The 13,957-nt window shown below is 74.2% G+C and carries 13 protein-coding genes and 1 tRNA gene; 7 read left to right on the top strand and 7 right to left on the bottom strand.

Features of this window, described 5'->3' with window-relative positions; genetic code table 11:
• The first annotated feature begins 118 nt into the window (after positions 1-118).
• From JQN83_RS29390 to JQN83_RS29380, 3 genes are all read left to right on the top strand, one after another.
• Positions 119-775 (top strand): 4'-phosphopantetheinyl transferase family protein, encoded by a 657-nt coding sequence (locus JQN83_RS29390; RefSeq protein WP_208570395.1) that lies wholly within the window; start codon positions 119-121, stop codon positions 773-775.
• 55 nt (positions 776-830) lie between these two features.
• Complete coding sequence (locus JQN83_RS34270) at positions 831-1,904, top strand: DUF4352 domain-containing protein (protein WP_208570394.1); 1,074 nt, start codon at positions 831-833, stop codon at positions 1,902-1,904.
• A 170-nt stretch (positions 1,905-2,074) separates the two neighbouring features.
• The gene (locus JQN83_RS29380) at positions 2,075-2,968 is read left to right on the top strand and encodes a S1 family peptidase (RefSeq protein ID WP_208570393.1); all 894 of its coding nucleotides are present in this window, start codon (positions 2,075-2,077) and stop codon (positions 2,966-2,968) included.
• Between the two features lie 84 nt (positions 2,969-3,052).
• Here JQN83_RS29380 and JQN83_RS29375 read toward each other — a convergent pair.
• From JQN83_RS29375 to JQN83_RS29350, 6 genes are all read right to left on the bottom strand, one after another.
• Positions 3,053-3,129: transfer RNA gene (locus tag JQN83_RS29375), tRNA-Ala, on the bottom strand.
• Between the two features lie 308 nt (positions 3,130-3,437).
• The gene (gene sepX, locus JQN83_RS29370; RefSeq protein ID WP_208570392.1) at positions 3,438-4,250 is read right to left on the bottom strand and encodes a divisome protein SepX/GlpR; all 813 of its coding nucleotides are present in this window, start codon (positions 4,248-4,250) and stop codon (positions 3,438-3,440) included.
• A 178-nt stretch (positions 4,251-4,428) separates the two neighbouring features.
• Positions 4,429-5,037 carry a GNAT family N-acetyltransferase gene (locus tag JQN83_RS29365; protein WP_208570421.1) on the bottom strand — a complete coding sequence of 203 codons (609 nt, stop codon included), beginning with the start codon at positions 5,035-5,037 and terminating at the stop codon, positions 4,429-4,431.
• 85 nt (positions 5,038-5,122) lie between these two features.
• Entirely contained in the window at positions 5,123-6,415 is a 1,293-nt protein-coding gene (locus JQN83_RS29360) for a molybdopterin molybdotransferase MoeA (RefSeq protein WP_208570391.1), read from the bottom strand.
• Positions 6,412-7,413 carry a UTP--glucose-1-phosphate uridylyltransferase gene (locus tag JQN83_RS29355; protein ID WP_208570390.1) on the bottom strand — a complete coding sequence of 334 codons (1,002 nt, stop codon included), beginning with the start codon at positions 7,411-7,413 and terminating at the stop codon, positions 6,412-6,414. The genes JQN83_RS29360 and JQN83_RS29355 overlap by 4 nt, the downstream gene beginning before the upstream one ends.
• Positions 7,414-7,422: 9 nt before the next feature.
• Positions 7,423-9,729, bottom strand: coding sequence for a GGDEF domain-containing protein (locus tag JQN83_RS29350; RefSeq protein ID WP_208570389.1), 2,307 nt, complete (start codon positions 9,727-9,729; stop codon positions 7,423-7,425).
• A gap of 85 nt (positions 9,730-9,814) precedes the next feature.
• On the opposite strand from JQN83_RS29350, the gene JQN83_RS29345 reads away from it, so the two are divergent.
• From JQN83_RS29345 to JQN83_RS29335, 3 genes are all read left to right on the top strand, one after another.
• Positions 9,815-10,480, top strand: a complete 666-nt coding sequence (locus JQN83_RS29345) for a 5-formyltetrahydrofolate cyclo-ligase (RefSeq protein ID WP_208570388.1) — start codon at positions 9,815-9,817, stop codon at positions 10,478-10,480.
• Positions 10,481-10,812: 332 nt separating this feature from the next.
• Positions 10,813-11,190 (top strand): FmdB family zinc ribbon protein, encoded by a 378-nt coding sequence (locus tag JQN83_RS29340; protein WP_208570387.1) that lies wholly within the window; start codon positions 10,813-10,815, stop codon positions 11,188-11,190.
• A 641-nt stretch (positions 11,191-11,831) separates the two neighbouring features.
• Positions 11,832-12,272, top strand: a complete 441-nt coding sequence (locus JQN83_RS29335) for a hypothetical protein (RefSeq protein WP_244253448.1) — start codon at positions 11,832-11,834, stop codon at positions 12,270-12,272.
• A gap of 153 nt (positions 12,273-12,425) precedes the next feature.
• On the opposite strand, the gene JQN83_RS29330 is transcribed toward JQN83_RS29335, so the two are convergent.
• Positions 12,426-12,617 (bottom strand): hypothetical protein, encoded by a 192-nt coding sequence (locus JQN83_RS29330; RefSeq protein ID WP_208570386.1) that lies wholly within the window; start codon positions 12,615-12,617, stop codon positions 12,426-12,428.
• Between the two features lie 954 nt (positions 12,618-13,571).
• Between JQN83_RS29330 and JQN83_RS29325 the strand changes: the two genes are divergently transcribed.
• On the top strand, positions 13,572-13,736 hold the full coding sequence (locus JQN83_RS29325) for a hypothetical protein (protein ID WP_307799874.1): 165 nt from the start codon (positions 13,572-13,574) through the stop codon (positions 13,734-13,736).
• Positions 13,737-13,957 lie beyond the last annotated feature (221 nt).

Below are 13,957 nucleotides of genomic sequence, written 5' to 3'. Positions count from 1 at the left end.
GCCGGCCACCACGACGGGACCCTCCGGTGTCGCCCGGTTGCGGTACGTTCACCAACCATGGCCGATGGTCCGCACACCGGGCGGACCCGGCGGTGGTCGTACCGGAGAGGGGTGGGTTATGCGTGACCTGCTGCCGGCGGCGGTCTCGGTGGCGGTGGCCGAGGGCGCCGACTGGGTCGGTGAACTGCTCCCGGAGGAGCGGGCCGGGCTGGGCGAACGGGCCGTGGAGAGCCGGCGACGGGACTTCACCGCCGGTCGGGTCTGCGCCCGACGCGCGATGACCGCCCTCGGCCTGCCGGCCACGCCGGTCCCCGCCGCACCGAACCGCGCACCGGTCTGGCCGACCGGGCTGATCGGCACCATCACCCACACCCGGGGCTACTGCGCCGCCGCGGTCGCCCGCCGCGCCGACCTGCGTGCGGTCGGCATGGACGCCGAGCGGCACCGGGAACTCGACCCGGGGGTACGCCGGATGATCCTGCGCCCCGAGGAGGCCGACCGGCTGGCCCGGTTGCCGGCCGGGGTGAGCTGGCCGGTGGTGGTGTTCAGCGCCAAGGAGACCGTCTACAAGGTCTGGCACCCGGTGGTGGGCTCCTGGTTGGACTTCCTGGACGCCACCGTCGACCTGGACCCGGACACCGGCGTCTTCACCGCCCGGATCGACCCGGCGCGGGTGTCGGCGGCCACCGTGGCGGATCCACCCTCGGTGGTCACCGGCCGGTTCGTGATCGAGGGCGATCTGGTCCGCACGGCGGCGGTGCTGCCACTACGCTGACCCCTTCGTCAGCACCACCAGCTTTCCCGAGTGACGACCGTGTGCGAGGAGTACGGTGAGCCAGCCCCAACCCCCTTCCGGGCCGCAGGACCCCAACCAGCCGCCCCCGGTCGATCCGACCGCCCCGCCGCCCCCGGTCCCCGAACCGCCGCAATCGACCTACTCCACCGACCCGTACGCTCCGCCGTCGCCGTACGCGCCGCAGCCGCCGGTCTCCGCAGCACCACAGCCGACGTACCCGCCGCCGCCCACGTCGGGACAGCCGTACCCGTCGTACGAGCCGGGGACGGCACCGCCGGTGTCCGGCGCGGGCTACCCGCCGGTCTCTGGCGCGGGCTACCCGCCGGTCTCTGGCGCGGGCTACCCGCCGGTGTCCGGTGCGGGCTACCCGCCTCACGGGGCGGGCTATCCGCCGCCCGGTGGGGGTTACCCGCCGCCGGGTGGGGGCTATCCGCCGCCGCCCGGTGCTCCGGCTCCGCCCGGCTATCCGTTGGGTCCGCCGCCGGGAGGCTCGTCGGGCAAGAAGGTCTGGATCATCATCGGCATCGTGGTCGCCGTGCTGGTGCTGCTCTGCTGCGGTGGCATCGTGGTCGCCGCGGTCGTCGGGGGCAACCGGGCCAACGAGGCGGCCGATGACTGGGAACGCTCGTTGCCCACCCCCGGTGCCACCGCCGCGCCGACGCTGCCGGGCGGGAGGCCGTCGGCGGCACCGTCGTCCACCGACGACGAGACGTTCAACCTGAAGGCCGGCGAGACGCTGGTGATCAGCGACGACGACGGCACCATCGAGATCACCGTCCGCAGCTTCAGCACCTCGACCAAAGGGTGCCGCTCGTTCGCCCCGCCGCCGGACAAGGGCATGTACCTGATCGCCGACGTCACCGCCACGGTGACCAAGGGCACCGCGTCGATCAACCCGTTCTACTTCCAGTGGGTGGCCGACAACGGCACCACGGTCAACGGGCTGGCCGGCGCGCTCTCCGGCTGCGGTGGCGACATGCTCGACTCGGGCAGCAACATCCGGGCCGGCAGCAAGCGCTCCGGTGCGGTGGTGTTCGACGTCGCCGACAAGAAGGGCGTGGTCGAATACCAGCACCGGTTCGAGGCGGCGGGTTCCTGGAAGCCCTGATCTCCCGGGTCCCGTGCCGGGCCGGCTCCCTCGACGGGGGCCGGCCCGTTGCGTTGCCGAGCCCCGGCAGCACCGCGGGCGGGCCGGAATCGCTGCCGTCGCTTGAATCGGCCCCGGCATCGGCGGATGCTCAACGAATCGAACTCCACCGATCCAGAGGGAGGTGGGAGATGCGTCGTCTCTCGCTCGTCGCCCTGGCCCTGGCCGTCGTCGTGCTGCCGGCGACCCCGGCCAGCGCGTACGCAGGCGGCATCGACCCGGCCGCCGTCCACCCCGGTGCCGCCGGACCGGCCGCCGCATCTCCCGGGGCCGTCGGGCCGACCGTGCAGGACGTGCGGACCGTCGGCACCGCCTGGGGACCCGACCCGGTCACCGGTCGCCTGACGCTCACCGTCGACGACACCGTCGCACCCGAGCAGGTACGCGCGCTGCGCGCCACCGCCGCGCGGGCCGGCGCGGACCTGCGCCGGGAGCCCGGCCGGCTGCGCCTGCTCATCGCCGGGGGGCAGGCCGTCTACGGCGGGGGCGCCCGCTGCTCGCTCGGCGCGAACGTGCACAGCGGCAGCACCTACTACTTCCTCACCGCCGGGCACTGCACCGCCGCCGCGACGACCTGGTACGCCGACAGCGGCGGGACGACCGTGCTGGGCAGCCGGGTCGGCAGCAGCTTCCCCGGCAACGACTTCGGTCTGGTTCGCTACACCGGGAGGGTCAGCCACCCGAGCGCCGTCTACACCTATCCCGGCCTGCTCACCATCAACGGCGTCGGCACCCCGTACGTGGGTCAGGCGGTCTGCCGCAGCGGCACCACCACCGGCGTGCGGTGCGGCACGGTGACCGGCCTCAACCAGACGGTCAACTATGCCGAGGGCAGCGTGTCCGGGCTGATCCGCACCAACATCTGCGCCGAACCCGGCGACAGCGGCGGGCCCCTCTACGTCGCCGGGACCGGGCTGATCCTCGGCATCCTCTCCGGCGGCAGCGGCAACTGCACCAGCGGCGGCACCACCTTCTACCAGCCGATCGCCGAGGCGCTCGCCGTCTACGGCGTGACCATCCCCTGAGCGCCCCGGCCGGCGTCGACCGACCCCGGCCCACGACGATCAAGGGCGGGCCCCGAGTGGGGCCCGCCCTTGATCGAATGTTGCTGGTGGAGCTGTGGGGATTCGAACCCCAGACCCCCTCGATGCGAACGAGGTGCGCTACCAGACTGCGCCACAGCCCCTCCGCCGGATGGAACCGGCTTCGGTCCCACCCGGCTTTCACCGGGCGGGCCGGCAGCAAGACTAACAGCCCACCCGCCCCCCGGGCGAATCACCCCTCCCGCCGCGCGAACCGGCTGGTCCGCCGCACCGGTGAGCCGACGTCGGGGTATCCGAGCGCCCCGGTAGCGCCCACTTCGGCCCACGTGAGAGTCGATCAGGAGACCCGACCAGCCGAGCAGGGCGAGCAGGTGGGGCGGGCGGGGCGGGCACGTAGGGCGGGCGGGGCGAGCAAGCGGGGCGGCAGGGCCGGCCCTGGGGCCAGCGGGGATCAGCGGGGGTCGCGGCCGGACTGGTAGGGGCGGCCACGCAGGCCGCCGGAGCGGCGGTAGGACACCGAACCACCCCCGCTGGCCGCCGCCGGCAGGTCGGTCGGCCGGTCCAGGCCCATCGCCGTGCGGCGTACCGCCTCGCGTTGGGCGGCCAGGCGGCGCTGCGCCTCCCGGCGGGCCGCCGCCCGACGGGCCTGTTCGCGGCGCACCTCGGCCTGCCGGGCGGCGAGCCACGCCGCCTCCCGGGCCCGTAGCCGCCGCCGACGGCGTTCGGCCAGCGCCCGCCGCCGCAGGTGTACGACGTACACGACGAGCAGGCCGGCGGTGACCGAGAAACTGATCCAGAAGCCGGGGCTGACCACGATCACGCCGACCAGCTCGACGAGGTTGAGCAGCAGCAGCGCGGCGAGCACCCGACGCCGCCGGTACACGGCCGGGGTGTGCGGCCGGGGCGGACGCCGACGGGCCTGCCGGGGGGCGGGCGGCACGGCGCGCAGCCGGCCGGAGCGGCGGGCGGACGCCGACAGGGCGGCACGGCGGCCGGGGGCCGGGGGCGCGGAGACCGGGGCGGCCAGGTTCCCGGTGGTGGCGTCCTCGGCGAGGGTGACGACGAGCGCCCGGGGCTGGTTGACCGGTCGCCGACCGGGGACGGTACGACGCCGCCGGCGGCGCTGGAGCACCCGCGCCGTCGACTGCGCCCGCTCCGCCACCAGCCGCTCGGTGGCGTCGTACCGACGGACCAGCGCCGGCGCGAGGGCGAGCAGGCCGGCGGCGGCGAGGACGGCGAGGAGCACCGAGGTCGGCACCCTCACCCCTCCCGTCACCGAATTTCGGGGCAACCACCGAAATCAGCAAGATCTTCCCCGAAAGATCACTCTCGACGCAGATCCTGCGGTCGGGCGGTGCTTGCCGCAGCTTGCAGTTACTTGAGGTTACGGGCCGCCGACCGGGATGCCGACGCGCCGCGCCGGATCCCGTCCGTGGGACGACTCACCCGGCCTCGTGACGCATCCGGTGCCAGCGGGCCAGCAGACCACCCTCGGCGGCCACCTCCTCGCTGGTCAGCGCGTATCCGATGTGGTCCCGCCAGACCCCGTCGATGTGCATGTAGCGCACGTGGTACGCCTCCTCGCGGAAGCCCAGCTTCTCCACCACCCGCCGGGACGGCTTGTTCTCCGGCCGGATGTTCACCTCGACCCGGTGCAGTCCACCCGGGCCGAACGCGTGGTCGACGGCGAGCGCCATCGCCGTGGGGATCACCCCACGCCCGGCCACCCGGGAGTCCACCCAGTAGCCGACGTAGCCGGAGCAGAACGCCCGCCGGACGATGTTGCCCACGTTCAGGTGCCCGACCAGCCGTTCCTGCCCGTCCTCGCGCAGGCAGACCGCGAACGGCATCCCCTCACCGCTACGCGCCGAACGCCGCTGGTCGGCGTGCACGTAACGGAACGCGGCCGGCGAGTTCGTCTCGTCCCAACTGCCCGGCAGGTGCGACTCCCAGGGCGCCAACCAGGCCCGGTTCGCCCGACGAACCGCCGACCAGGCGGTGGCGTCGGACCGCCGGTACGGTCGCAGCACCACCGGACCGTCCATCAGCATCACCGGCCACCCCGGCACCCGCCCGAACCAGCTCACCGCGCCGACCTCCCGTCCACGCCCGGGGCGACGGCCGACCCGCGCCGGCTCACCGCCGTCGGTCCAGCAACAACACGTCCACCGTGGAGCCGGCCGCCGCAGTGGTCACCCGCTCACCGAGCACCATCAGGCCGTTCGCCTCGGCCAACCCGGAGAGGGTGTACGGCCCACCGCTGAGCGGCTGCACGGTGTAGCCCCCGCCGCGCCGCTCGGCCACGTGCGCCGGCCGGAACTCGCGCAGCCCACCGGGCGACGAGATGGTCTCCAACAGGTGCGCCCGTACGCTCGGCCGGAACACCGGCTCCGCACCGGCCAGCAGCTGGATCGCCGGCCGGGCCAGCACCTCGAAGCCGATCAACGCCGCACCGGGCTCACCGGGAAGACAGACCACCGGCACCTCCTCGGCCCCGACGGTACCGAACCCGAGGGCCGTGCCGGGGTACAGCGCCACATCGGTGAACGTCACCGGCCCGGCCCGGCCGCCCTCCCGTCGGGACAGGATCCGCCGGACCATGTCACCGGGGCCGGTGCCGGTGCCGCCGGTGGTGATGATCAGATCGGCCCGCAGGGTCTGGTCCTCCAGGAGGCCACGCAGCCCCTCCGGGTCGTCGTCGCAGATCCCCACCCGGTACGCCAACGCGCCCACCTCGGCGGCGGCGGCGGTCAACGCGTGCGAGTTGGCGTCCACCACCTGACCGGGCTGGCTGCCCCGGCCCACGTCGACGAGTTCGTCGCCGGTGGCCACGATCACCACCCGGGGGCTGGGCCGGACCACCACGTGTCCGATGCCGGTGGCGGCGAACACGGCCACCAACGCCGGGGCGACGTACGTGCCGGCGCGGGCGAGGACGGTACCGGCGGGCAACTCCTCACCGGCACGACGGACACCGTACCCCCGCTTGGGGGTACGGAAGATCTCCACCGCCGCCATGCCCTGGTCGGTCCACTCCACCGGCACCACCACGTCGGCGGCGATCGGCATCGGCGCACCGGCCGCCACCGAGAAACACGAGCCGGGGGTCAGCCGGACCGGCCGCCAACTCGCCGCGCCCAGGTCGCCGACCACGTTGAGCCGCACCGCCCGGCCCGGTCCCTGCGTGGGGATCGGGCCGTAACCGACGAGGTCCTCCCAGCGCGCGGCGTACCCGTCCACCGCCGCCTGGTCGAAGGCGGGGAACGAGTGCGGGGCGACGACGTCCGAGGCGAGGACGTTGCCGTACGCCTGGGTGAGGTCGAGGTCGAGCGGGGGCAGCGCGCGCAACCTGCGCAGCACGCTGCCCAGGTAGTCGGCGAGCGGCGTCAACTCGTTCGCGGCCGCCTCGGCGTCGGCCGTCGAGGTCATGTACCGGAGCCGCCCGCCGTGTCGCGTACCCCGTTGATGATCGCCGCGGTGACCGTCTCGTCGCCGTTGTTGACGAACCCGGTCAGCCAGGCGCGGAACTCGGCGCCGAGGTCCTCCCGCTCGACGGCGATCTGCACGACTGTCTGGAGGTAGCCCAGCGGCATGCCGGTGTCGTAGCGGGTGCCCCGGTAGACGATCGCGTGCACCGGCACCCCCTCGCTGCGCAGCAGTTCCATCGCGTCGGTCAGCTGGATCTCCCCGCCGCTGCCCGGTTCGGTACGCCGGATCGCGTCGAAGATCCGCCCCGGCAGGACGTACCGGCCGAGGACGGCCAGGTTGCTCGGGGCGTCCTCCGGCTGGGGCTTCTCCACCATGCCGGTGACCCGGACGACCTCGCCGATGTCGGTCAGCTCCGCCTCGGCCGGTTCGACCGAGGCGATGCCGTACCGCTTGGTCTCGGCCGGGTCGACCTCGAAGAACGCCAGCACCACCCCGCCGGTACGGGCCTGGAGCTCCAACATGGCCGGCAGCAGCGGCTCCGACGGCTTGACGAACTCGTCGCCGAGGAGCACCGCGAAGGGCTGGTCGCCGACGTGCGACTCGGCGTACCCGACGGCGTGGCCGAGGCCGAGCTGCTCCGGCTGCCGGCAGGTGTAGATCTCGGCCAGCTCGCTGGGGCGCTTGACCGCGGCGAGCCGCTCGGCGTCGCCCTTGGCCTCCAGCCGGGCCTCCAGGTCGGGGCGACGGTCGAAGTGGTCCACCATCGACGTCTTGCCGCGGCCGGTGATCAGCAGCACGTCACCGATGCCGGCCTGGGCGGCTTCCTCGACGATGTACTGGAGCACCGGTCGGTCGATCACCGGTAGCAGCTCCTTGGGCACCGCCTTCGTGGCCGGCAGGAACCGGGTGGCCAGGCCGGCGGCCGGGATCACGGCCTTGACCGCGCGGGCGCGACCGGTCGCGGCGGTCGTTGAGGGGTTCGCTGAGTGCTCCGACATGCCGCGAGACTATCGGCCACGGCTCTGCCGCGGCGGGTGAGGACCGGAAGACGCGCCGCCCGGCTGCGTCACACCGGGAGCACCGACGGCGTGCCGACCGGCCGGCCCACCGGTCGACCCGTCGGCAGGTAGGTCGATCGACCCGTCGGTCGGCAGGTCGTCGCCGGCTACCCGGTCGGTGGGCGGCCGGTGGGCGGGTGGCCGGGTGGCGCTGGTCGGCCCGACGGGTGGACCGGCCCGGGGCAGGCCGTCGTCCGGGCTGGTCGCCCCCGCCGGTACGGCGATCTCCTCGACCGCACCGTCGGCTGCCGGCGTCGGTCGGGGCCGCGCCGTCGCCACCCGGTAGCCGTCACGGCCGGCGCCCTTGGCCGCGTACAACGCCTCGTCGGCGGCGTCCAGCACCTCCGCGCCGGTGCAGGCGTGGTCGGGATAGACGGCGATGCCGATCGAGACCGACACCGCGATCGTGGTCGGGACACCCGCGTGGCCGGCGACCACGACCGGGGCCTCCCGCACCGCCGCACCCAACCGCTCGGCGACGGTCGCCGCGCCCCGGGCGTCGGTCTCCGGCAGCAGCACCACGAACTCCTCACCGCCCTGCCGGAAGGCCAGGTCCACCTCGCGGATCTCGCCCCGGACCCGGCGGGCGAACTCGGCGAGCACGGCGTCCCCGGCGGCGTGCCCGTAACTGTCGTTGACGGTCTTGAACCGGTCCAGGTCGAGGACGAGGATGCTGAGCATCCGGCCGAACCGGCTGGCCCGTTCCACCTCACGGCGCAGCGACTCACGCAGGTACCGGTAGTTCCACAGCCCGGTCAGCGGGTCGGTCAACGACAACCGCTGCGCCTCCTCGTGCACCCGGACGTTCTCCACCGCCACCGCCGCGTGCCCGGCGAAGGTCCGCAGGGTCGCCAGGTCGTCGTCGTCGAACTCGCCGACGCCCAACCGGTCGTAGAGGACCAGCACCCCGACCGCCGGGTCCCGGCCGGCGGCGTCCCCACCGGGTGCGGTGAACGGCACCGCCACGTACGTCTCGCACCACGGTTCGCCGGTCGGCGTCGGGCCCGGCGGGACCCGGCCCCGCTGCGGTTCACCCGTGGCGGCGACCGCACCGACCACCCCCGTGCCCACCGGCACCCGCAACTCCTCCGGCTCGGTGCCCGGCGGGCAACGCCCGGCCAGCCCTTCCGCGCACTGCCCGACGAGCACCCCGGCGTCGTCGACCAGCAGCACCGCCCCGGCCCGCGCCCCGGTCGCCGCGATCGCGCTGTGCAGGATCACCCGCAGGATGCGTTGCAGGTCGTGGGTGCTGGCCAGGGTGTCCCCGAGCACCCTCAGGTGCCCCCGCAACTGGTCCCGGCTGCTGGTCAGCGCAGCCACGTACCCGGCGGTCTCCCGGATCATCCGGTTGAACGCGGCAGCGAGCCCGCCGATCTCGTCCCGGCTGCGCACCGGCACCCGGGCGGTCAGGTCACCCCGGGCGACCCGGTCCACCGCACCGGCCAACTCCACCAACGGCCGGGTGGTGACCCGGGCCAGCCGCCACGCCGTCAGCACCGCCACCACCACGGCGAGCAGCACCGCCCCGACCAGTGCCGCCGGCAGGCCCGACGGTCGCTCCCCGGCCACGGAAAGGACCAGCGGCAACGGCTGCCCCGGGGCCGGCCCGAGCCGCCGCACGTACCGGCCGTCCCGGGTCGCGGTGACCCGGTCACCGTCGAGGGTGCCGGCGGCGGCGAGCACCGCGTCGCGTACCCGACGGGTCTCGGTGGTGTGGGTGATCCGGTCGGGGCCGGCGGTGTCGTCGAGGAGGGTGACCGCGACGCCGGTCGCGGCGGCCAGCCGGGCCACGAACGCCGGGTCGACCACCTCGGCGGCGGCCACCGCGCCGAGCGGCGTGCCCGCCGGGTCACGCAGGTCCACCCGGGCGCTCAGCGCCCGGACCGGTCCGCCGGTGCGGACGCCCGCGCAGTCCTGCCACGGGGTCGCCGGCCCACCCGGGGTGGCGTACGTGGTGCCGCCGGTCACGTCGGTGACCAGCACGGCGGTGGCCAACCCCCGGCTGACCACCTGACCGGCCGCGCCCGCCCGGGTCGCCGGGTCGGGGCGCAGGGCCACCGCGTCGGCGGCGGCCCGCAACTGCTGGCACAACGCGTCGATCGAGGTACGCACGGCGGACGCGGCCAGGCCGAGCCGTTCGGTGGACCGGGTGCGGTCCACCGTCGACAGGGTGGTGCCGACCAAGACCGCGCCGAGCAGCACCGGACCGAGCACCACCGTGAGGAAGGCCGCCGTCAACCGCCCGCGTAGCGTCAACGCTGTCCCCCCGGAAGTTCCAGGCCCGTTCCTGCGATGCTGACACAGAGCGACCACATTGACAGCGTTGCGTCAGGAGTGTTGCGTGCCCGATTTTTCTGATGAAGCGGAAGCCCTCCACGCGGCCAAACGCGAGACACGCGCCGCGCTGCTCGCCCGCCGCCGGGCGCTCACCGCAGCCCACCGGGCCGCCGCCGCGACGCGCGTCCAGGCCGAACTGACCGCGCTGGTACGCCGCCTGCGGCCGGCCACGATGACCGGGTACGTGCCGGTCGGCTCCGAGCCGGGCGGCCCCGACCTGCCCGAGGTGCTCCGGGCCGCGCTGCCGGCCGGGGCGGAGCTGCTGCTGCCGGTGCTGTGCGACGACCTCGACCTGGACTGGGGCCCGTACGCCGGACCGGGCACCCTGGTCGCCGCCGGCCGGGGGATGCGCGAGCCGGACGGACCCCGGCGGGGCCGGACGGCGATCGTCGGAGCATCCCTGGTGGTGGTGCCCGCCCTGGCGGTGGACCGGCACGGCATACGGCTGGGCCGGGGCGGCGGCTCCTACGACCGGGCGCTGGCCCGGGTACCGGCGGCCACCATGACCGTGGCGCTGCTGCACGACGGTGAACTGCTCCCGGCGCTGCCCGCCCAGCCGCACGACCGGCCGGTGCGGGCGGCCCTCACCCCGTCGGAAGGTCTGCGCCTGCTCACCCTGGACGGGATTCCGCTGACGGCGTCGGGCCCAGCTGATGCTGCGGTCGGCTGACGGCGTCGGGCCCCGCTTCGGCTGACGGCGTCGGGCTCTGCCGGCGGCTGACGACGTCGGACTCTGCCGGCGGCTGACGGCGTCGGGCTCTGCCGGCGGCTGACGGCGTCGGGCTCAGTGGTGGCGCGGTGCAGTGACGACGTCGGACTTCGCCGGTGGTGGGGTGCGGAACCGGCTCGCCGAGGTCCGGTTCGCGCCTGCTCCCCGCTGGTCCGGACCTCCCGGCGGGTGGGTGACGATCACGTCCGCTGGACGAACCCGGGTCCGATGACGCACCATTGGCACTCGAATACGTCGAGTGCCAATCGGCTGAACCAGATCCGGAGGAGAACGTGCCCACGTACCAGTACGCCTGCACCGCGTGCGGCCACCAGCTCGAGGCGGTGCAGTCGTTCTCCGACGAGCCGCTGACCGAGTGCCCCGCGTGCGAGGGGCGGCTGCGCAAGGTCTTCAACTCGGTCGGTGTCGTGTTCAAGGGCTCCGGCTTCTACCGCACCGACTCCCGGGCGGCGGGCACCGAGGGCAAGGGCGGCACGACGAAGCCGGCGAAGTCGGAGGGCACCTCTTCCGGTGGCGACTCCTCGGGCTCCGGCTCGTCGTCGACCTCGGGCGGTTCCTCGACCCCCAACTCGTCCTCCTCGTCCACCACCTCCGGCCCCTCGGGCTCGACCAGTTCCACCAAGCCCGCCCCCACCACCACGACCTCCTGACCCCCTCCCCCACCGCCCCTCCCCAACCGCTCCCCCTCCCCACTGCCCCCTCCCACCCCCGTGATCAAGAGGTTTGCGTCACGCCGCCCCCGTGATCAAGAGCTTTGCGTCAAGTTGATCGCGGTATTTGACGCAAACCTCTTGATCACGCCACTTGTGGGTGGGTGGGCGGGGACGGGGTGGGGGTGGGGGTGGGGACGGGGTAGGGGTGGGGGTTTTCCACAGGTGGGGTGTTGTCCACAGGGTGTGGGTGAGGGGGCGTGGGGTTTGGGTGGGTGGGACATAGCCTGCTGGGCCGGGGGGTGCCGCCAGGGCATCCGGTGAGCGGCAGAGGGTGTTGCATGGTGGCCGGTGGGGTCGATGGAGAAGGCTCGCTGCGAGCATTCCGCTGGCCGCGTCGCCCCGGTGGGGGGACCATGTTGCGGGCGGCCTTGGTGGCGGTCCTGCTGGGGCTGGCGGTGATCGTCATGGACACCCCGGCTGGCTGTTCCACCGGTGCCCCGCCACCTGCCGTCGCCCTCGGCCCGGCGGGACCTTCCATGGGGAGGCCCCGTGCCACAGATCCCGCCACCGGCAGGCCCAGCGCGGCCAGACCTCCCGCCGGCACATTCGACGCGGCGGGATGTCCGGACCCACCGACCGTGGCCGGTCCCGCCGTCGGCGGCCAGTCCGGCCAGCCGCACCATCGGACGGTACGACCGGGCGTCAGCGGAGCCGGCGTCACCGACGGGGTGGGCGACCCCCGGTCCGGTACGCAGGAGACCGGAAGGCCCGCCGAGGGAGGCACCCCGGCTGCCGTACCACTGCCGAGCGGCTTCGTGGGAGTGCCCGTCCGCCTGGCCGAACCGGCCGCCCTCGCGGTCCTGCGCCCCGGTGCACGGGTCGACCTGCTCGTGCTGCCGGCCGGACGCAGCGCTGGAGCACCTGTTCTGCTGGCGGCCGACGCCCTGGTCCTCGACGTGGTGGGTGCCGGGGCCGGGGACGGCTCGTCTGCGCTCTACCTGGCCGTACGCCCCGATCAGGCGCAACGGTCCGTCGGTCAGCCGGAAGGGAGCCGCTTCAGCGTCGTCATCCGAGGATGATCCACTCCTGCGGCGAGGTCTTCGGCAAGGTCGTCGTCGACCACACCGCCTGACCGCCAGACTGCGGGCCGAGACAGTGCTGTCGCGCCCATCCGGAACCGCATTGTCGCCACCCTGGAGTGGATGTTGCGGCCTACCGGCGGCCGACGATGGTCAACTCCAGTGTGGGGGGCGCTCGGCGAGCAACCAGTCGTCGTTGCCGCCCCGGCGCTCACCCCACCCGAAGTCGGTGTCGTCGGCGGTCTGCTCAGGCAGCACCACGAAGTCGTCGCTGAGGTCGACCGCGCGGTCGTCATCGCCGGGCACACCGCCGCCGGCCAGATCCTCGGTGCTCACGAGCGGCAAGGTTACTCCTCAGACCGCCCACTTCCCGCACACCACCACGGCGGCCAACTGCCGGGTCTCCCCGGCAAGGGTCCGCCGCGTCCGGCCCTCACGTTGGTAGCGTCGGATGGCGTGACGACCCCCAGCGGTGCCAGCCCCGACGACGAATACTGGCGACGCCCACCCGCACAGCCGCCCACCCCCGCACCCGCCGGGCCGACATCCCCCACACCCCCGGCACGCCCCGCCAGCCCGACGGACACCACCAGCCCAGCGGACACCACCGAGCCGACACCCTCGACCCGCCAGCCTCACCCGAGCACCATCCCCGGCGGAACGGGTGCCCCGCACCACCTTGACGGATCTCCCACCACCGGGGTTGACGCGGCCCCTGAGGCCGGGACCGAGACCAGAGCCGAGACCAGAACCAGTGCCGGAACCGAGCAAAGGGCCGAGACCGCACAATGGGGCGCGATCGAACAAGAGGCCGAGACCGAGCAAAGGACCGAGACCGAACACGGGGCCGGAACCGAACGCAGGGCCGGAACCGAACACGGGGCCGAGACCGGACAAAGGGGCGGGACCGAACAAGAGGCCGGGACGGGAGGAGGTGCCGGGACCGGAACTCGTGCCGGAGAGGAAGCCGGAGCAGAGAGCGGGGTCGCGACCGGCGCGGGTGCCGGGGGTGCCGCGGAAGCGGAAGGTGGGGCGACGCACCAGCCTTCGCCCTGGGCCAGCCCGGTCGACGCGCCGGCACCCGGCCTGCCGTCCGGTCGACCCGCCAGCCCACAGGCCGGCCCACCGTCCGGTGAGCCGGCCGCGCCGCCGAGGGTGGGTACGTCGATCCCGGGACCGGTCCCGACCACTCCCTGGACGGGCAGTACCGCACCGGGGACGAGTTCGGCCGGGCCGGGGCGGGGTGGTTACCACGGGCCGCCGCCCACCACGCCACCGCCGCCGGGCTGGCGTCCGCCGGTGCACCTGGAAGCGACTCCCGCCCGCACCCTGCCGGTGCAGGACATGGAGGCGATGGACGCGGCAGAGCAACGGGCGCAGCGGGTCACCTGGAGCGTCGGCGCGGTCATCGGCACCGTGTTGCTACTGCTGCTCTGTCTGCTCTGCTCCCGGGCACTGTTCTGAACACCCGCCGAACACTCCCGCACGCCATCCGGCGCACACGCCGAAGGCGCTGCCCGGCCCACGCGCCCCAAGGCGCTGCCCGACCCACGCGCCGACCGACCAGTTCGATCGACCAGGCCGACCGGTCAGCACGAACAAGACCACTCAGCACCCGGACAACCGGTCAGCACCCGGACAACCGACCGGGCCCGACCGGGCAGCCAGGCCGACCGGTCAGCACC

This window comes from Micromonospora antibiotica, assembly GCF_017599305.1.
In the GTDB taxonomy this organism is placed as follows: Bacteria; Actinomycetota; Actinomycetes; order Mycobacteriales; family Micromonosporaceae; genus Micromonospora; species Micromonospora antibiotica.
Note: the sequence above shows the minus strand (reverse complement) of the source record. Positions and strands in the feature narration are given on the sequence as shown.